17 protein-coding genes are annotated in these 18,027 nt (G+C 40.0%); 11 read left to right on the top strand and 6 right to left on the bottom strand.

All coding sequences use genetic code 11. The features are described 5' to 3' along the window. Positions 1-22 precede the first annotated feature (22 nt). The 5 genes from QJR74_RS14655 (at position 23) to QJR74_RS14635 (ending at position 8,044) form a co-directional block, all read left to right on the top strand. Positions 23-3,049, top strand: a complete 3,027-nt coding sequence (locus QJR74_RS14655; protein WP_304372549.1) for a type I restriction endonuclease subunit R — start codon at positions 23-25, stop codon at positions 3,047-3,049. Next, entirely contained in the window at positions 3,039-4,373 is a 1,335-nt protein-coding gene (locus QJR74_RS14650) for a restriction endonuclease subunit S (RefSeq protein ID WP_304372548.1), read from the top strand. Before QJR74_RS14655 ends, QJR74_RS14650 begins: the two co-directional genes overlap by 11 nt. Then, positions 4,370-5,584 carry an AAA family ATPase gene (locus tag QJR74_RS14645; RefSeq protein ID WP_304372547.1) on the top strand — a complete coding sequence of 405 codons (1,215 nt, stop codon included), beginning with the start codon at positions 4,370-4,372 and terminating at the stop codon, positions 5,582-5,584. Before QJR74_RS14650 ends, QJR74_RS14645 begins: the two co-directional genes overlap by 4 nt. Continuing rightward, complete coding sequence (locus tag QJR74_RS14640) at positions 5,581-7,209, top strand: type I restriction-modification system subunit M (RefSeq protein ID WP_304372546.1); 1,629 nt, start codon at positions 5,581-5,583, stop codon at positions 7,207-7,209. Before QJR74_RS14645 ends, QJR74_RS14640 begins: the two co-directional genes overlap by 4 nt. 394 nt (positions 7,210-7,603) lie before the next feature. Further along, entirely contained in the window at positions 7,604-8,044 is a 441-nt protein-coding gene (locus QJR74_RS14635) for a GNAT family N-acetyltransferase (RefSeq protein ID WP_304372545.1), read from the top strand. 176 nt (positions 8,045-8,220) lie between these two features. Here the strand turns inward: QJR74_RS14635 and QJR74_RS14630 are convergent, their stop codons facing one another. After that, positions 8,221-8,580: a winged helix-turn-helix transcriptional regulator gene (locus tag QJR74_RS14630; protein ID WP_304372544.1), complete on the bottom strand. Its 360-nt coding sequence runs from the start codon at positions 8,578-8,580 to the stop codon at positions 8,221-8,223. A gap of 95 nt (positions 8,581-8,675) precedes the next feature. On the opposite strand from QJR74_RS14630, the gene QJR74_RS14625 reads away from it, so the two are divergent. Continuing rightward, positions 8,676-9,677 (top strand): zinc-binding alcohol dehydrogenase family protein, encoded by a 1,002-nt coding sequence (locus tag QJR74_RS14625; protein WP_304372543.1) that lies wholly within the window; start codon positions 8,676-8,678, stop codon positions 9,675-9,677. A gap of 159 nt (positions 9,678-9,836) precedes the next feature. On the opposite strand, the gene QJR74_RS14620 is transcribed toward QJR74_RS14625, so the two are convergent. Together QJR74_RS14620 and QJR74_RS14615 are read right to left on the bottom strand one after the other, a co-directional pair. Beyond that, positions 9,837-10,130: an AzlD family protein gene (locus tag QJR74_RS14620; protein WP_304372542.1), complete on the bottom strand. Its 294-nt coding sequence runs from the start codon at positions 10,128-10,130 to the stop codon at positions 9,837-9,839. Further along, complete coding sequence (locus QJR74_RS14615) at positions 10,127-10,861, bottom strand: AzlC family ABC transporter permease (protein ID WP_304372541.1); 735 nt, start codon at positions 10,859-10,861, stop codon at positions 10,127-10,129. Before QJR74_RS14615 ends, QJR74_RS14620 begins: the two co-directional genes overlap by 4 nt. A 105-nt stretch (positions 10,862-10,966) precedes the next feature. Between QJR74_RS14615 and QJR74_RS14610 the strand changes: the two genes are divergently transcribed. Next, positions 10,967-11,464, top strand: coding sequence for a DUF1543 domain-containing protein (locus QJR74_RS14610; RefSeq protein WP_304372540.1), 498 nt, complete (start codon positions 10,967-10,969; stop codon positions 11,462-11,464). Between the two features lie 40 nt (positions 11,465-11,504). Further along, entirely contained in the window at positions 11,505-12,122 is a 618-nt protein-coding gene (locus QJR74_RS14605) for a LysE family translocator (protein ID WP_304372539.1), read from the top strand. A 2-nt stretch (positions 12,123-12,124) separates the two neighbouring features. On the opposite strand, the gene QJR74_RS14600 is transcribed toward QJR74_RS14605, so the two are convergent. The 3 genes from QJR74_RS14600 to QJR74_RS14590 all read right to left on the bottom strand — a co-directional run bounded on the left by QJR74_RS14600 (position 12,125) and on the right by QJR74_RS14590 (position 13,844). Further along, positions 12,125-12,535, bottom strand: coding sequence for an ASCH domain-containing protein (locus QJR74_RS14600; protein ID WP_304372538.1), 411 nt, complete (start codon positions 12,533-12,535; stop codon positions 12,125-12,127). After that, positions 12,532-13,248 carry an aspartate/glutamate racemase family protein gene (locus tag QJR74_RS14595; RefSeq protein ID WP_304372537.1) on the bottom strand — a complete coding sequence of 239 codons (717 nt, stop codon included), beginning with the start codon at positions 13,246-13,248 and terminating at the stop codon, positions 12,532-12,534. Before QJR74_RS14595 ends, QJR74_RS14600 begins: the two co-directional genes overlap by 4 nt. 62 nt (positions 13,249-13,310) lie before the next feature. After that, positions 13,311-13,844, bottom strand: a complete 534-nt coding sequence (locus QJR74_RS14590; RefSeq protein ID WP_304372536.1) for a GNAT family N-acetyltransferase — start codon at positions 13,842-13,844, stop codon at positions 13,311-13,313. A 308-nt stretch (positions 13,845-14,152) separates the two neighbouring features. Here QJR74_RS14590 and QJR74_RS14585 point away from each other — a divergent pair, with 308 nt between their 5' ends. The 3 genes from QJR74_RS14585 to QJR74_RS14575 all read left to right on the top strand — a co-directional run bounded on the left by QJR74_RS14585 (position 14,153) and on the right by QJR74_RS14575 (position 17,918). Beyond that, complete coding sequence (locus QJR74_RS14585; RefSeq protein WP_304372535.1) at positions 14,153-14,602, top strand: DUF4385 domain-containing protein; 450 nt, start codon at positions 14,153-14,155, stop codon at positions 14,600-14,602. A gap of 135 nt (positions 14,603-14,737) precedes the next feature. Further along, on the top strand, positions 14,738-17,017 hold the full coding sequence (locus QJR74_RS14580; RefSeq protein WP_441007661.1) for a TonB-dependent siderophore receptor: 2,280 nt from the start codon (positions 14,738-14,740) through the stop codon (positions 17,015-17,017). 112 nt (positions 17,018-17,129) lie between these two features. Continuing rightward, a complete protein-coding gene (locus QJR74_RS14575) occupies positions 17,130-17,918 on the top strand; it encodes an alpha/beta hydrolase (protein ID WP_304372533.1) in 789 nt (262 codons plus the stop codon). Positions 17,919-18,027: the final 109 nt, after the last annotated feature.

The raw sequence follows: 18,027 nt of genomic DNA, 5'->3' as shown, positions 1-18,027 counted from the left end.
TTCTAATACCCTATGAAATAACATGTCTAGCTCCGAAAACAATCTCGAAAATTCACTTATAGCTAAGCTTGAAGAGTTAAAATATAAAAAAAATGAAATTCATGATCTAGACTCACTCAATGCTAATTTTCGGAATAAGTTTAATGAGTTAAACCAAGTTCAGCTTACAGATGCTGAATTTGAGCGCTTATTACAAGAAAATATTAACTCTGATGTATTCGCTTGTTCTCAACGGTTACGAGTACAGCATGTTTTTGACCGAGAAGATGGTACGCCTCTTTATTACACTCTAGTTAACACAAAAGACTGGTGTAAAAATGAATTTGAAGTCATCCGTCAGTTCCGTGTAAATTCTCAGAATAGTCATCATCGTTACGATGTTATTATTTTAATTAATGGCTTACCTTTAGTTCAAATTGAACTTAAAACCTTAGATATTTCTCCTCGTCGTGCAATGCAACAAATTGTGGACTATAAAAATGATGTTGGTAATGGTTATACCAATACTCTATTTGTGTTCATGCAATTATTTATTGTTAGCAATCAAAAGCAAACTTATTATTTTAGCAATAACCAAGAGCAACATTTCAACTTCAATGCTGACGAACAGTTTTTACCAATTTATCAATGGGCTGATCCTGATAATCGTAAAGTCAATGATTTGCATGAGTTTTCTGAAAAGTTTCTAAATAAATGTAAACTAGGAAAAATGATCAGCCGTTATATGGTTCTAGTAACGACAGAACAAAAAATCTTGATCATGCGGCCTTATCAAATATATGCTGTTGAAGCGATCATCGAAACGATTAAACAAAATCGTGGTAATGGATATATCTGGCATACTACAGGTAGTGGTAAAACTTTAACTTCATTTAAAGCATCAACTTTACTTAAAGATAATCCCGATATTGAAAAATGCTTATTTGTGGTTGATCGCAAAGACTTAGATCGTCAAACACGTGAAGAATTCAATAAATTCCAAGACGGATGCGTTGAGGAAAATACCAATACAGCTTCATTAGTTCGACGCCTACTTTCTACGAACTATAGTAATAAGGTCATTGTAACCACAATTCAAAAGTTAGCGCTTGCGTTAAATGATCAGTCAGACAATCTTAAAAAAACTAAGAATTCACGTTCAAAATCTCCAAGCTTTAAAGAACAATTAAAACCTCTTCAAGATAAAAGAATCGCAATTATTTTTGATGAGTGTCATCGTTCACAGTTTGGTGAAAATCATCAAGCAATCAAAAAGTTTTTTCCTAAATCACAACTATTTGGATTTACTGGTACACCTATTTTTGGAAAAAATTCAACGGTGCAAAGGATAGATGGAAGAGAAGCAAGTTACGCTGAAACAAAAGATATTTTTCAACAACAGTTACACGCATATACCATTACTCATGCAATAGAAGATCAAAACGTTTTAAAGTTTAATATTGAATATTTTCGTGCTGCTCAGGTTGATCAAAATAAACCTATTACAGCTCGTGTGGGTGATCCTATAACCCAAGAAAAAATTGTTGAAGCCATTCTTAATAAGCATCATCACGCAACTCATGAGCGAAAGTTTAATGCCATATTTGCAACAAGCTCAATTAATGATGCAATTAGTTATTACCATTTATTTAAGACAAAACAAGAAGAATTATTAGAAACCAATCCAGATTACCACGTATTAAATATTGCTTGCGTTTTCTCTCCTCCTGCCGAAGGTGATGCTGATGTCAAACAGCTATCTGAAGATTTACCAAATGAGCAATTAGATAACTTAGATAAGCCAAATGAAAAAAAGCAAGCTTTAACTACAATCATCAATGATTATAACGCTCAATTTGGTACCAGTCACAGCTTGGCACAGTTTGATAATTACTATCAAGATGTTCAACAGCGCATTAAAGATCAGATATATCCAAATAGTCAGGCTTTTCCTCAAGCACAGAAAATTGATATCACGATTGTAGTTGATATGCTGCTTACAGGTTTTGATTCTAAATATCTTAGTACTTTATATGTCGATAAAAACCTAAAATATCATGGTTTAATTCAAGCATTTTCACGAACGAATCGAGTCTTAAATGATTCTAAACCTTATGGGACAATTATCGACTTCCGAGGCTTAGAGTCTGCTGTTGATGAGTCAGTAAAATTATTTTCCAACTTAGAAAAAGACGATCATATTAAAGAAATCTGGCTAGTTGAATCAGCTACACAAGTAATTGCTAAACTTGCTGTTGCTAAACAGAAACTCGATACGTTCATGCAATCAAAAGGGCTACCAACCACCCCTGAAGAAGTTATTAACTTACAAGGCGATACCGCAAAAGCTGAATTTATTAATAAATTCAAAGAAATTCAACGCTTACAAACTCAATTAAGTCAATACACAGATTTAACTGAAGAGCAAACTGAATCTATCAATAAGATTATGCCTAAAGATGAATTGAGAAGTTTTCAATCTGTTTACTTAGAGACTGCAAAGCGTTTAAAGCCAAAGCAAGACAATCCAGATAATGTCTCAGATGAGACAGTACAGCAAGTTGATTTTGAATTTGTCTTATTTAACTCTGCAATGATTGACTATGACTACATCATGAAACTGATTAGTGATTACAGCCATACATCACCTGAAAAACAGAGTATGACCCGTGAAGAGCTGCTCAATCTAATTAGCAGCGATGCTAAGTTTGTCGATGATGCTGAAGATATCAAGGAATATATCTTCAGTTTAAAAATCGGTGAAGGTTTGAGTGTAGAAGATATCAAATGTGGTTTTGAGCAATTTAAACTAGAAAAAACTGACTATAAAATTGAAGAAATCGCTGAAAAATATGGTTTAGAAGATGAAGCTCTCAGACTCTTTGTTGATGCAACACTAGCTCTCATGATTTTAGATAATGATTTACTACATGAGTTACTTTCCCCGCTTGGCTTAGGCTGGAAAGAACGTAGTAAAACTCGTAAAGCTTTAATACAGGATTTAACTGAACCAATGCAAAAACGTGCTAATGGGCGTGAAATTTCTGGGTGGGGTGCACATGTTAAATAATCAATTACTGAAAAATGATGAAGAACAGTATTTCCCACGAATCCGCTTTTATGAATTTAAAGAGGATTTAGGTTGGAAGGTTAGGCCTTTTAAATCTTTGTTTACTTTTAAAACTACCAATAGTTTTTCAAGAGAATTTTTAAATTACAAATCAGGCAATATTAAAAATATACACTATGGTGATATTCATACTAAATTTTCAACTTTATTCAATATAGAGTTAGAAGAAGTTCCATATGTGAATGCAAATGTAAATTTAGATAAAATTTCTCCTGATAATTACTGTCAAGTGGGAGACATAATTTTCGCTGATGCATCCGAAGATTTGAAAGATGTCGGAAAACATATCGAAATCATAAATTTGAATAATGAAAAAGTTATATCTGGTACCCATACTTTATTAGCTAGAAAGATAGATAATTCACTTATTACAGGATTTTCGAGCTATTTATTTAGTTCAAGATATTTGCGTCAACAAATTCAAAAAGAATCACAAGGTACTAAAGTTCTAGGTATTTCCGCTGGAAGACTATCTGGGATCAAAATATATCTCCCAACTTCAGCAGATGAACAGCGTAAAATAGCTGATTTTCTTTCATCTCTAGATAAGCTTATAGAAAGTTCATCATTCAAACTTAAACTTTATAAAGAACACAGAACTGGCCTTCTACAACTGCTTTTTCCTAAAAATGGAGAAAATTTACCGAAGTTAAGATTAGGAAAATTTAGTCAAAAATGGAAGGGCATTGAGCTGTCTGAAATTGCTAAACCTGTTAAGAAGAAAAATTCTACAGGTGATGAAATTAAAGTTTTATCTCTTTCTAATGAACATGGAGTAGTTTCTCAAGCGGATTATTTCTTAAAAAAAGTTGCTGGAGACAATACTGAGCGGTATATCGTTTTAAAAAAGAATGATTTTGTATATAACGATCGAATCACTAAAAATTCAACCTATGGAACGATTAAAAGACTTTCTCTTTATGAAAGTGGAATCGTTTCACCTATTTATAAATGTTTCCGCTTTGAAAAAAATCAAAATCCAGTTTTTTGGGAGTATTTTTTCGAGTCTAAAACCTATGAAAGTGAAATTAAGAAAATTGTAAATGAGGGTGCTAGAGCAGGTCGTTATAATATTTCTATTGATAAGTTTTTATCAATAAATGTTATGCAGCCATCTCTTCTAGAGCAAGAAAAAGTTGCTTGCTGCTTTACTTCACTTGATAGTTTAATTTCCAATCAGACAAATTATATTGAGCAACTTAAAAAACATAAGATAGGCTTAATGCAACAATTATTCCCAGTAGTTGAGGAAATTTGCGCATGAGTAATCAAAGAAGTATTAAAAAATATAAAACTATGAACAGAATAGTTGAGCTTTTTAGAAGTGACTTGCAAAGTAAAGATTACATACTTCTTTACGCTTATAACGGTACAGGAAAAACTCGTCTATCAATGGAGTTTAAAAATAAAGGAAAAATGATAGGAGTAAGGAATAGGACTAGCAAAGGAGATACTCTTTATTTTAATGCTTTCACTGAAGATTTATTTACTTGGGATAATGACTTAGAAGATGATACTAATCGTAAACTTTGTTTAAATAAATATTCAAAATTCTTCAATGTTTTTGATGAAGAGATTGATTTAGAAAATAAAATTAGAGCCCATTTAATAAAATTTGCAGACTTTGATTTTAAGATTCAATATGAACCAGTAAAAGGTGAGGATGTTCGGACTGTCTCTTTCAGTCGAAATGAAATTTACAAACCTTATAACTCTTCTGAATTATCTACTTGTACAGTTGATAACATTAAAATCTCTCGTGGAGAAGAAAATTTATTCATTTGGTGTACATTTTTAGCAATCTGCGAATTAGCTATTGATGGACAAGAAGGCTATGACTGGGTTAGCTATATTTATATTGATGATCCTATTTCATCATTAGATGAGAATAATGTGATTGCTATAGCAAGTGATTTAGCTATTTTATTACGTGAAGCACAAGATAATGTCAAAGTACTAATCTCTACGCATCATGGCCTCTTCTTCAATATTATGACCAATGAAATAAAAAATCATAATCATAAATGCTATTTTCTGTACAAGAATAAACTTACAAATGAATACCAGTTACAAACTACAGGCGATACACCCTTTTTCTACCATGTTGCTATGTTAAAAGAGTTACATGAAGCTGCTCATGCTATTCCATCGAAACTTTATACTTATCATTTTAATATTTTACGTAGTATTATGGAAAAAACCGCTTCTTTTTTTGGGGCTGAAGATTTTTCATTTTGTATGAAAGATATTGATAATGAGAAACTTTTTTCACGTGCGTTAAACTTGATGAGTCATGGTCAATATTCCGTATATGAGCCACGAAACATGCTACCTGATAATCAAAAATTATTTAAAGATATTCTAAATGCATTTTTAGAAAACTATCCATTTCAGTTACCTACTGTCGGTGAGGCTATTCAGCTAGCCACATCTACATCTACTCAAACAGCTACCCCACAGGAAATTCAGTCATGACCGAACAGGAACAGCAAAAACTTGGTGCCTTACTTTGGGACATTGCAAACCAATTACGTGGCTCAATGAATGCAGATGACTTTCGGGATTACATGTTGTCATTCCTATTCTTGCGTTATTTATCTGCGAACTATGAAGAAGCTGCTGCTAAAGAACTCGGGCAAGATTATCCAAAACCAATTAAAAATGATGATGGTTTAGTTAAGCAGACATCACTTAATATTTGGTATGCCAATAATGCTGAAGATGTGGCTGACTTTGAAGATAGTATGAGAAGTTTAATTCACTATGTGATTAAACCCGAATTCTTATGGAGTAATATTGCAGAACTTGCACGTACTCAACATGATGATCTACTTAAAACATTAAATGCTGGTTTTAAATACATTGAAGAACAATCTTTCGCACGTAGTTTTAATGGTCTCTTCTCTGAGATTAATCTTAACTCTGAAAAATTAGGTAAAGATTACAAGATACGCAATACCAAACTATGCTCAATCATTAGTAGTATTGAAGAAAAGCTTGTTAATTTCTCAACAAATAATGACACATTAGGTGATGCTTACGAATACTTAATTGCACAATTTGCATCAGGTTCTGGTAAAAAAGCAGGTGAATTCTATACACCACAACCGATATCGACAATTTTATCTCGAATTGTATCTTTAGATAGTCAAGACCCTAGTACTGGTTATAAAAAATCTTTAGATCGGATCTTAGACTTTGCTTGTGGTTCGGGCTCATTATTACTAAATGTACGTAATCAAGTAAAAGAGCATAATGGCAAGGTAGGTAAAATTTACGGTCAGGAAAAAAACATTACCACCTATAACTTAGCCCGTATGAATATGCTCTTACATGGCGTAAAAGATACTGAGTTTCAAATATTCCATGGTGATACTTTAGCAAATGATTGGGATATTCTAAATGAGCTAAATCCATCTAAGAAAATTACATTTAATGCCATTGTAGCTAATCCACCATTTAGTTTAAAATGGGATACGACTGAAGCTTTAGCTAAAGATTTTCGCTTTAAAGATTACGGTTTGGCCCCTAAATCGGCTGCTGACTTTGCATTCCTGTTGCATGGTTTCCATTTTTTAGCAGATGATGGAGTCATGGCTATTATCTTGCCACATGGAGTGTTATTCCGTGGAGGAGCTGAGCAAAAAATACGACAAAAACTCATTGATGATGGTCATATCGATACAGTAATTGGACTACCAGCAAATCTGTTTTTCTCAACAGGCATTCCTGTATGTATTTTAATCTTAAAGCGCTGCAAGAAATTTGATGATGTCCTGTTTATCAATGCTGCTGATTACTTCGAAAGAGGTAAAAAACAAAATTACTTACGCGAACAAGATATTGAGAGAATTGTTGATACCTATCAATATCGTAAAGAAGAAGAGCGTTATTCAAAACGTGTAAGTTTGGATGAGATAAAGAATAAAAATGAATACAATCTTAATATCTCTAGATATATTAATACTTCAGAAGCTGAAAAAGAGATTGATTTGACAGAGGTTAATAAAAATCTTCAAAAAATTGCTGAAGAAATTAAACAATCTAAAGATACCCATAATGCCTTTTTAAGAGAGATCGGATTATCCGAGTTGCCCTAAAACAAGATGAAAATTCCATGATTGGAACAATTTAGTATGATACTTTATTGTTCCTAAATTCATAATTGTAAATAATAAATAGCATCTAGTATGAAATTTTATTGTTTACTTTGGAATGAAAAATCAGTTACTTACTGCAATTTGAGTATGATACTTTATTGTCTGTTTACATTGATTATTGGATGACAAACTAGTTGTAAAATAAAAAGCTCAGTTTTGCTAATTGAAAGCAGACTGGGCTTTTTTAATAGGGACAATCAGCCGAGCGGATCTGTGAGCGTTTGAGTAAAGCGCGCAATATCACCTTATGTTAGAGAGCGCTATCGAAAAAGTTAACATTACAAAATATTAGGTGTTTACTACCAGTATTTGAAAACTGATATGAGGATAAAAGATGGGTATCAACGTTCGTGAGGTTAAAGCAGAAGACCACGAGGCGTGGATCACTTTGTGGAGGAAATATCTAACCTTTGCAGGATGTGATCTAGATGGATCAATCACCTTATCTACTTGGAATCGTGCTTTGTCCTCAGATTCCCCCCTGATGTGTAGAGTTGCTGAAATGGATGGAGATATTATCGGCTTTGCCATCTTTGTTTTGCACGAAGGTGCTTGGGTGACGCGCCCACTCTGCTATCTGGAAGACTTGTATGTTGACGAGAAAAAGCGAGGCATCGGAGCTGGAAAGTCACTTATAGAAGCTATCCGGGACGAGGCTAAGGATAAATCATGGGCGAAAGTTTACTGGATTACACGTGAATCCAATCCAGCACGGGTGCTCTACGATCGGCTGGCAGTTCTGGAGGATTTCGTCCGCTACAGCATCAAGGTATGAATTAACTGAATAGAGATGAGTAAACTCGCTTTATATCTATCCCACATTTAACATCGTCAGATAGTAAAGTTTGCGACAATAACACCAAGTTTTTAAAATTTAGGTATTAAGTTGAAATCCTTACCTAAATTTTTACCCCCAATTTAACCTAAGCAATTGGTTATATTACTCAAACATCACTTCTGAACCGCCTTACCGTAGAGGTCGATATTTTCGTCACCCCAGGCTTTTAATGCTTCTAATATCGGAGCTAAGGTTTTACCTAAGGGCGACAACCGGTATTCGACTCGTGGGGGGACTTCGGCGAACACCTTACGAACAATCAGCCCATCTTCTTCCAGTTCTCGTAATTGTCGAGTCAGTACGTTCGGGGTAACAACTGGGATTCGTTTGCGAAGTTCACTAAACCGCAGCACTTCATCCGTAAGTAAATGCCACAGAACGATACTTTTCCATTTTCCTTCCAATAGGCCTATTGCTGCTTCGACCGAACAACCTGGTGTGCAGTCAAATCTTGAGTGTTTGATTTTAGCCATCCAATAGTACCTTTTATGTAACTAGTACCCAAAAGTGTGGGTATAACCGAATTTTTTTATTGAACTATTATGGGGGAAAACAACAGGAGATTACAATGAAGGCGATATCGTGTTTATCCCCAACAACGGGTCAGGCCACCGATCAATTCTTTGAGATTGAAACCCCACACCCAGAGCTTAATACACGGGATGTATTGGTGAAAATTTCTTCAATATCAGTCAATCCGGTAGATACCAAAGTGAGGAACGGATCCATCCCGACACATTCTCGGGGCATCTTAGGATGGGATGCGGTGGGAGAAGTGGTTGAAATCGGTCGCGAGGTCGAAAACTTCACTGCGGGTGACCGAGTCTGGTATGCCGGTGATTTAACCCGTGAAGGGAGTAATGCTGAATATCAAGCAGTTGATGAACGTATTATCAGTCTTGTCCCTAAGTCATTATCGAATGAAGAGGCTGCAGCGCTACCGCTTACTGCACTGACTGCTTGGGAGATGCTTTTCGATCGCTTCGGTATCACTCAGCAATCGAGTGGGTCCATCTTAATTATTGGCGGTGGCGGCGGTGTCGGCTCAATTGCCATTCAATTACTCAAAGCCAAAACAGTGATGACAGTGATTGCGACCGCCTCTCGCCCGGAGACTCAAGATTGGGTGAAAGCATTAGGCGCTGACTATGTGATCAATCATCACTTACCGCTAGAGGAACAATTGGCGCAATTAGGACTAGCCCAGCCAGATTATGTCTTTTCAACGAACGCGACAGAGACTTATCTGCAGCAGATTGCAGACCTTATTGCCCCTCAAGGTAAATTTGGCTTAATTGATGATCCAGAAAGCCTCAATATCATGCCGTTAAAGCCTAAATCTATTTCCACCCACTGGGAGTTAATGTTTACTCGTTCTATGTTCGAAACGAAAGACATGGCGCAACAAGGCGAGATTTTACATCAGCTCGCGACTTTGGTTGAGGAGGGGAAAGTGCAGACGACAATGGATACGGTATTGGGACCTATTAATGTTGAGAACTTAACGCAAGCACATCAACTAATCGAATCGGGTAAGGCTAAGGGGAAAGTTATCTTATCGGGTTTCTAACCATTGGTTAGCCTCTTTGGCTGTTGAAATATCAAGAGACCTGAAGAGATATAAACAGTCCGTGAAACCCTAAAGTAGTTGAATATCGACTAACGTCATCATGGGCCAGAGAGAGTTTATAAAACTTCAACGAGGGGCAATGCCCCTCTCTTTTTGCCACTACAATAAAAACCGTAACACCGCTGTACTTACCACGCTAATAACCACCACGGGTAAAAGGCCCCAGCGTGATGCTGCTAAGAGTGAAATGACTAACGCCAGAAGATCGGCGGGTTTATCGGTGACAAAATAGGGCGAAATAATAGTGATTAATACACAACCGGGGGCAGCATCCATTACGGCTTGCATACGCGGACTGAGCTGGCGATTACGGAGTAATAAATAGCCGATAATGCGGGTAAAGTAGGTACTCAACGCCATCAGTAAAATGGTCGCGACAGGTAAAATATTCACACCTTAGCTCCCATTAATACAATAGTAATAATACCGGTAATGGCGCCAATCGGGACATAGGCCGCCCCAGGCAAATAATGATAAGCAAAGCCAGCGCTGAGTAAACTCACTAGCCAAGGGATTGCACAGCGCAACCCTTTCCACATCCCTTTTAGTAAAACAAAAAATACCGCAGGAAATGCCATATCAAAGCCCCAACGGCTTATATCACCGAGCTCAGGCCCCAGTATTACCCCTAAGGTGGTCGAGATTAGCCAGACTGTCCAAAGGGTAACCGCCAAACCGAAATAGAAGCTCAAGCTGAAGGCGGGTTCTTGTCCTGCCGCACGACGGCGGGTGGCATCTGCCATGGCGAGCGCCCAATTTTCATCACACATAAAGAATAATGCGGCTAGAGCTTTTCGACGAGGCAAATGGTTAATATAGGGCGCAAGGGCGGCGCCCATCACTAAGTGGCGACTGTTTACTAGCATACTGACCAAGACAATAGTGATGAGCGGCGGGGTGGAACTCCATAGCGCAACGGCGGCAAACTCTGATCCCCCGGCAAAATTCAAGCCGGTCATCATACTTAATAAACCGACAGACAATCCTTTTTGAGCCGCTTGAGCGCCTAATAATAGGCCAAAAGGAAGCACACCAATCATTACCGGAATGACCATTGTCGCACCGCGTAAAAATTCGTGATAATACTGACGCTGGGAGGGGGGCTGGTACGAAGGTTGCGCCATACGATCCTCTTTAAATGGCTGTGATAAGATATTCTTATAGTCACTATACTAAGCGGCAATTATATAAAATACGAGACGAAATCGAGTCGATATTGGGAGATTTGAGTGAATTTATATATGTTCTATCTTGGGGGCAATGCCGGGAAGTCGAATATTGAAGTCCATGATATTCAATTTGTGGCAGCCAACACGCCTGAGGAAGCCTGGCCAACGTTAAAAAAGGCATGGTTTGGGGATAAAAATAAAGTTCATCTTGATGGCTACACCCAGATCACGTGGGTTGATGGCTACAGTGTGAGTTTACAAGCTACCCCCTCGACGACGTCACAGAAGCTTTTTTTCGTCAATGTCGGAGCTTACCGTTCCGACACGCTGGCTGAGCTCCATGAATTTGGACTATTTGTCGCTGAAGATGCGAAGCAGGCAAAAAAACAGGCATTAAGTCGGTTATTATCCGGGGCAGCGCATCAGCATAAAGATAACCTTAAAGACGTTGATAATTGCTTATTACTCGATAAAGTTGGGGAGGGCTATCTGCACTTAACCCCAATGGCTGAGGGGCAACTTGACCGTCCTGCTTGGCAGGGTTATCAACCGATATAAGTGATTACGCATCTAGGCGAAAAAATAACTGAGGGGAAACGTGAACAGCGAATTATTTCAGCTTGGTACGATCGCTTTGGCTATTGCCGTTGGCGCAATGAGCCCCGGTGCGAGTTTTTTGCTCGCTACCCGCGTTGCGCTTTCCTCATCTTTTTACGCCTCACTCGGAGTGGCCATTGGCTTAGGGGCTGGGGCAATGGTTTTTGCACTGGCTGCTCTGTCAGGATTACATGCAGTGTTAACAATGATTCCGGAACTGCATAATGTTTTGAAAGTTCTGGGCGGCGGTTACTTGCTAGTCAGCGCAGTCAACATGTTACGTCAAAAACCGCGAGCAAAAGGCAAGCCTTCAGCTATCTCTGTGCTGACTTTCCGCCAAGCTTTTTTCAGTGGACTGTTTACGCAACTCAGTAACCCAAACACAGCCATTGTCTTTGCGAGCCTATTTACCCCATTGCTCCAACCTCATTTATCGACGACGCTCTATTTTATGGTGCCGGGAATGACGTTCTTAATCGATTTCGTCTGGTTTATTTTTGTCGCCTTGATCCTAAGTCGCGCTACCCTGCGTCGTTTTTACCTAAGCTGTAAAGTGACGATAGATCGTCTTAGTGCAGGGCTATTAGGCTTGCTTGGGCTAAAGATACTCTTGAAGTAATCTTAGACAACTTCGACTAATTCGAACTCTTCCGCGACAAGTTCCATGGTTGGGCTGAAACTTCCTTCTCGGGTAAAGAAGGCTTCATGTTCCTGTCGCCAATAATTCAGGCTACGATCACCCTCGCCTTCTTTATAGGCAAATTCAGCCTCTACCTTATCGAACGTCACAATCCGCATCGCAATGATACGAATTACACAAACGGGCTCTTCGCGACCATTGAGGATAATATGGTAGCTCCCCACAGTGGGAGGTAATTCCTCACTTAGGTAGGCAGCAAGTGAACCGCAGGAAGCGGTTTTACGCCCAGCGACGATATGATGGGAAAGTTCATCTGCCATTGCAGCACTATCCCCAAATCCCCAGGCGAGTGCGCTGGGATATTTTGCCTTCAGTTCTTTCATTACCTTCATGGCAGCTCCTCTCTTTGACGTAAATACTCACTAACTGTTTTCACCGCTAAAGCCGCCATCGAATCAATAAAGGTGATGGAGTATCCATGGGTTATAGTGGTCAGAGGACTAAGATCAGTACAGGCGATGATAACCTCATTAATTTCTAATTTTGCTATCTCAGTGATGATTTCCTGCCACAAAGCGTGAACGCGGTCACTGTGGTAGCCCTCAGCTTTAATCACTGGAAGGAGAGCCGTTGTCTTTTCCCTTAACACCTTGGAATCGACAAGAGTGATCCCCTTGGTAGCCAGCCTCTGTTGATAAAAACCGGATTCCAGGGTGGGGAGGGTGGCAAGTATACAGACAGCTGATGGCGGCGGTGGTAGAAAAGAATAGAGCGCATCAGCGATGTGTAATAATGGGATACCCTGTGAAACCTCGCTTATTTCGTCAAAATAACAATGCGCAAGATTGCAAGGGATTGAAAGTAAACTCACGTTACTCTTTACTAAATCGGTAATCCCTCTCTGTAAAGCTTCAATCATCTTCGCGGAATCAATCGCGCTACCAGGATAAAAAGGTGTCGGTAGAGAAATAATATGAATTTCGGGAAAATCCATATCATAGGTTGCCCCATATTGCCGTTGGCATTCATCGATAACTTTTTCGAGAAAAGGGGCGGTGGATCGTGGCCCCATACCCGCTAAAATACCTATTTTACTTTTATTCATTACTTGCGCTCTTAAAGTGATTTCCTGATTACCCTATTGATAAGTCGATGACTAGTTAAATATCAATAGTGGGTCTCTTCTTTGAGTAATCCAAACAGCCAGTCATCTTGCCAGCGCCCATTCAGATAATAACTTTTCCTTAAGCTGCCTTCTTGTTGGAATCCGCATTTTATTAGCGTTTTACGTGAGGCTTCATTTCCTGCCGTCACGGTGGCGATGACTTTATGGTAGTTATAATGGGTAAAGGCTAATTTAATCATCTCTGTTAAAGACTCGCTTCCGTAACCTTTCCTCTGGTACTCAGGTTTGAGAATAAATCCCACCTCAGCGATGCCTTCATTACGTTCAATAAAACCCGTTACACCAATAGGTTTGCCTGTGTCTTTTTCGCTGATCACCAGGCAAAGCCAATGTTCACTACCTTTCTCCCAAGCTTGTAAACGTGGTTCAAAGTAGTCGCGGCGGATCGTTTCTTCATCAAGGGGATCGCTGATAAAAGACATCACTCGACGATCAGCATTCAAAGCCAAGAAAAATGGCCAATCACTGTGAGATAAGCTGCGATATTCCAGTCTTGAAGCGTTAATATCATTCATCGAGTTTCCCTTCGGTCAATTAAGATAGGGTTTAAATATCTTATAACATGAACAGATCGACTCAGCTTATTATGTCTATAGCCTTATCATTATTGGATAGCGATTTTATAAAGGACTTATTGATCTAATAATTATTAGAAATAAAACATCGCGAAGTCTAGGATAATGATACTTACGCGATAAGGTCTAATTTATTCACACTCTGTGAAGACGATTATTTTGAGATACTTTGTAAATCCAATCATTCCCCGCTCGCCCTTATCACTCTCACCTATACTTAATAGCAAGTAAATAAGGAGAGGCGATTTATGAAAAAATTCGACTACCAACAAGATTTTTCAAGTATTGATTTTCGTAAGCATCCAGAACGCTACCAAGTAGGGCGAGGGGAACAGGGAGTGTTGATGGTCGAACCTTATAAAAGTGAAATTCTTCCCTATTGGCGATTTAAAGATGTCGCCAGTGCAACCGCCTCTGCTAAGAAAATCATGCAACTCTTTGAGGATTATCGAAAACAAGACGATTTTGTGGGAATGGATATGGCGCGTAAATTTATACAGATGGGATATACTCGTGCTAGACGCTACGCCAACCATCCTGGCGGTAAAAAATATGACAAGAATCGTGAAATTCTCCCTTATCAACTCGATGAAGAGAAAGCGGCGGCGGCAAAAATCTTTAAACATTCATGGGATAAACTCAGAGAGGATGACGACTATCTGCAGCGTAAAAAGCGTCATCAGCAACAGTTTGGATAATTCCGTTCAGTGCTGGCGACAATGTAAAGCAAGGAGAGTGATAAGAAAATGTAAATGCTAATCAATATCATTTACATTACTATGCATTCGGTTACTCTATTGGCACTCTCTTCCTGCTTAGCGCTTTATACACCCATGGTTATAAAAAAAGTAATACGTCCGCTCCTTATTCCTTTAATGATTGTCGGGCTACAAGCTACTGCTGTGGCGGCAACCGATACCACATCATTGGATAAAACCGTAAAAAAAGAGTCCGATACCAACGACACGCTCAGTGATAAGTCGACTGAAGGGCGATTAGTCGTAACCGCTCGCCAGCAGACGCTTCAAGCTCCAGGCGTCTCCACCATCACCAGCGAAGCTATTAAGAAACACCCTATCCAACGTGATCTTTCCGAAATAATTCGTACGCAACCGGGCGTTAACCTCACGGGTAACTCCACCAGTGGCCAACGCGGTAATAACCGGCAGATCGATATTCGCGGGATGGGTCCAGAAAATACGCTGATACTGATCGACGGCATGCCTGTTACCAGCCGTAATTCAGTTCGCTATGGCTGGAGTGACGAGCGCGATACACGCGGTGATACTAACTGGGTACCACCGGAAATGATTGAGCGTATTGATGTGATTCGTGGACCGGCGGCCGCACTCTATGGCAACGGCGCAATGGGTGGCGTGGTCAATATTATTACTAAACCGACCAGTAAAGCGTGGCACGGAAGCTTCAACACTTACTTCAACTCTCCTGAACATAAAGCTGAGGGGGCGTCTCAACGCTATAACGCGAGCTTGAGCGGTGAATTAGCGGATAACCTTACTTTCCGATTATACGGTAACTGGAGTAAAACCCAGGCCGATGCGCAAGATATCAATAAGAGCCACACACAAACTCGTACAGGGACCTACGCAGGCACTTATCCTGCAGGGCGCGAAGGCTCGCTAAATCGTGACATTCATTCCGCACTACGTTGGGAATTTGCCCCTAACCAGAATCTTGAGCTCGATACGGGATTTAGTCGTCAAGGGAACATCTATGCGGGAGATACACAAAATACCAATAGTAATGCGTTAGTCAAAGCGAATTACGGTAATGAAACCAACGTCCTCTATCGACAAACGCTAGCGCTTAAATATACCGGTCTATGGGATAATGGTGTCTCCACCAATAACTATGTTCAGTTTGAAAAAACGCGTAATACACGACTGAATGAAGGCCTAACGGGTGGCGCATCCGGCATATTTAGTACGACCAATACTGGGTTTTCGACCATTACTCTGTACGATACTAACGTACACTCGGATGTCAGTATTCCTTTCCAAGCATGGGTCGATCACGTTTTGACGGTAGGAGCTGAATTTAACCACCAAGCGATGCGAGATCCAACTTCTAATACTGTGACGGCCAGTGCGGGTAGCGTTGACGGTATTTCCAGTACCGGGCGTTCTAAATATAGCTCAGCGGATATCTATGGTATTTTCGCTGAAGACAATATGCAGCTGACCGATAGCACTAAACTCGTCCCGGGTATTCGCTTTAACCACCAAAGTATTTCCGGTGGAGACTGGAGCCCATCCTTAAACCTCTCCCAAGAGTTGGGAGGCGATTTTACCTTGAAAATGGGGATTGCTCGTGCTTGGAAGGCGCCGAACCTCTATCAAACAAACCCTAACTATCTTTTATACAGCAACGGTCAAGGCTGTTACGGCGGTGGCAGTTGTTACCTGCAAGGTAATAAGGATCTCAGCGCTGAAACTAGCGTGAATAAAGAAATTGGCATCGAATACCATAATGCTAATGATGTGCAGGCAGGCGTGACCTGGTACCGCAACGATTACCACAATAAAATTGAGGCCGGTTATACCAGTGAATATAACAATGGCACTGCGAATATTTATAAATGGGAGAATGTGCCGAAAGCGGTGGTGGAAGGGATTGAGGGGACGCTTAATTTCCCTATTACGGATACACTTTCCCTAAAAAATAACCTGACTTATATTCTGAAAAATGAAAATAAGACAACCCATGACTATTTATCAGTTATCCCTAAATACACGATAAATTCGACCTTGGATTGGCAGGCAACGAATAAGTTATCCTTCGAGGGCACCTTAACGTGGTATGGTCGTCAAAAGCCGAAAAAGTATAACTACCAGGGTGAACGTACTTCGGGCAGTGAAACGCGTGAAGTTTCACCTTACGCCATTGTCGGGTTGAGTGGTACTTATACCATCAATAAGAATCTTGATTTAACCGCGGGCATCGATAATCTCTTCGATAAGCGGCACTTCCGTGAAGGCAATGCCCAAACGACAGGTAATGCCACAACTGGCGCTTATCTGTGGGGAGCGGGCGCTAATACCTATAATGAGTCCGGAAGAACTTATTATATGGAAGTCGGTATGCACTTCTAATCTAGTTTATTAATAATAAAACGAGGGCGTTATGTTAGGTCTTTATCGAAAAGCGGTGATTATACTGTTTTTACTTTTAGTGAATTCGCCGAGTGTTCTTTCAAGGCCTAATATGGCGCCTCTGGGTCCATCAATTGCCGATCAGGGATCGCAGTTCTATCGTTTTAGGATGTATAAACTCGATTCCGTAGATGACCAGCGACATTACAAAATCTGGGTCGCGGTGCCTAACAAGCCTGCCCCTGCGCAAGGTTACCCCATTTTATATCTGTTAGACGGCAATTCGAGCCTCAGCCGTATTAATGAGTCTCAATTACAGGGGATAAGCCAGAAAAATCCAGCTGTATTAGTATTCATTGGCTACGATACGCCACTGCCTTTTGATCTGGCAGCACGATCGTTTGATTATACTCCTATCAAGAAAGATGCTACTGAGGGCGGCTCGATGCTAGGTCGTGGACGAGTTGGCGGCGGTAGTGCTATTTTCCGTTTCTTACTGGAACAGAAAATCATTCCACAGAGTGAGGCGGCCTTACCTATCAACCAGGCGCAACGTTCTTTATGGGGGCACTCTTTTGGAGGATTGTTTGTGTTAGATACTTATCTACACTCCACTCGGTTTAGTCACTACTTCTCCGCAAGTCCGTCGTTGGGCCAAGGGTTTCAATTTTTAGTCGATGATATTCAGGCGCAAACCAAGAACCCGGCAACCCTTACATTGATGGTTGGATCCTCGCAACCGGCTAGAGCAGGTGTCGCTCCCGCTATCGATTTGTCACCACGGGTTGCTCAATGGCAAAAGCAAGGTCTGGGGATTTCTGTCGTTAATTATCCTGGATTGAGTCACGGGGCTATGTTCGGCGCTTCGCTGCAGGACGCGCTTAACGACGTGAGTCAATAATAGTCATTCTGTCACTCTCCGCTCTTTATTGAGCGGGGGTGTCTTACCCCTCTTTTTTGTGAATCCGATCAAATTTCCAGTCCTGTCCTATACTCAATACCATGCTTCA

The organism is Tatumella ptyseos, assembly GCF_030552895.1.
GTDB lineage: Bacteria > Pseudomonadota > Gammaproteobacteria > Enterobacterales > Enterobacteriaceae > Rosenbergiella > Rosenbergiella ptyseos_A.
Note: the sequence above shows the minus strand (reverse complement) of the source record. Positions and strands in the feature narration are given on the sequence as shown.

Bases quoted from the DNA above. Each gene is read 5' to 3' on its own strand.
- QJR74_RS14655 (WP_304372549.1), top strand. From the start codon at position 23: ATGTCTAGCTCCGAAAACAATCTCGAAAATTCACTTATAGCTAAGCTT.
- QJR74_RS14650 (WP_304372548.1), top strand. From the start codon at position 3,039: ATGTTAAATAATCAATTACTGAAAAATGATGAAGAACAGTATTTCCCA.
- QJR74_RS14645 (WP_304372547.1), top strand. From the start codon at position 4,370: ATGAGTAATCAAAGAAGTATTAAAAAATATAAAACTATGAACAGAATA.
- QJR74_RS14640 (WP_304372546.1), top strand. From the start codon at position 5,581: ATGACCGAACAGGAACAGCAAAAACTTGGTGCCTTACTTTGGGACATT.
- QJR74_RS14635 (WP_304372545.1), top strand. From the start codon at position 7,604: ATGGGTATCAACGTTCGTGAGGTTAAAGCAGAAGACCACGAGGCGTGG.
- QJR74_RS14630 (WP_304372544.1), bottom strand. From the start codon at position 8,580: ATGGCTAAAATCAAACACTCAAGATTTGACTGCACACCAGGTTGTTCG.
- QJR74_RS14625 (WP_304372543.1), top strand. From the start codon at position 8,676: ATGAAGGCGATATCGTGTTTATCCCCAACAACGGGTCAGGCCACCGAT.
- QJR74_RS14615 (WP_304372541.1), bottom strand. From the start codon at position 10,861: ATGGCGCAACCTTCGTACCAGCCCCCCTCCCAGCGTCAGTATTATCAC.
- QJR74_RS14600 (WP_304372538.1), bottom strand. From the start codon at position 12,535: ATGAAGGTAATGAAAGAACTGAAGGCAAAATATCCCAGCGCACTCGCC.
- QJR74_RS14595 (WP_304372537.1), bottom strand. From the start codon at position 13,248: ATGAATAAAAGTAAAATAGGTATTTTAGCGGGTATGGGGCCACGATCC.
- QJR74_RS14590 (WP_304372536.1), bottom strand. From the start codon at position 13,844: ATGAATGATATTAACGCTTCAAGACTGGAATATCGCAGCTTATCTCAC.
- QJR74_RS14585 (WP_304372535.1), top strand. From the start codon at position 14,153: ATGAAAAAATTCGACTACCAACAAGATTTTTCAAGTATTGATTTTCGT.
- QJR74_RS14580 (WP_441007661.1), top strand. From the start codon at position 14,738: ATGGTTATAAAAAAAGTAATACGTCCGCTCCTTATTCCTTTAATGATT.
- QJR74_RS14575 (WP_304372533.1), top strand. From the start codon at position 17,130: ATGGCGCCTCTGGGTCCATCAATTGCCGATCAGGGATCGCAGTTCTAT.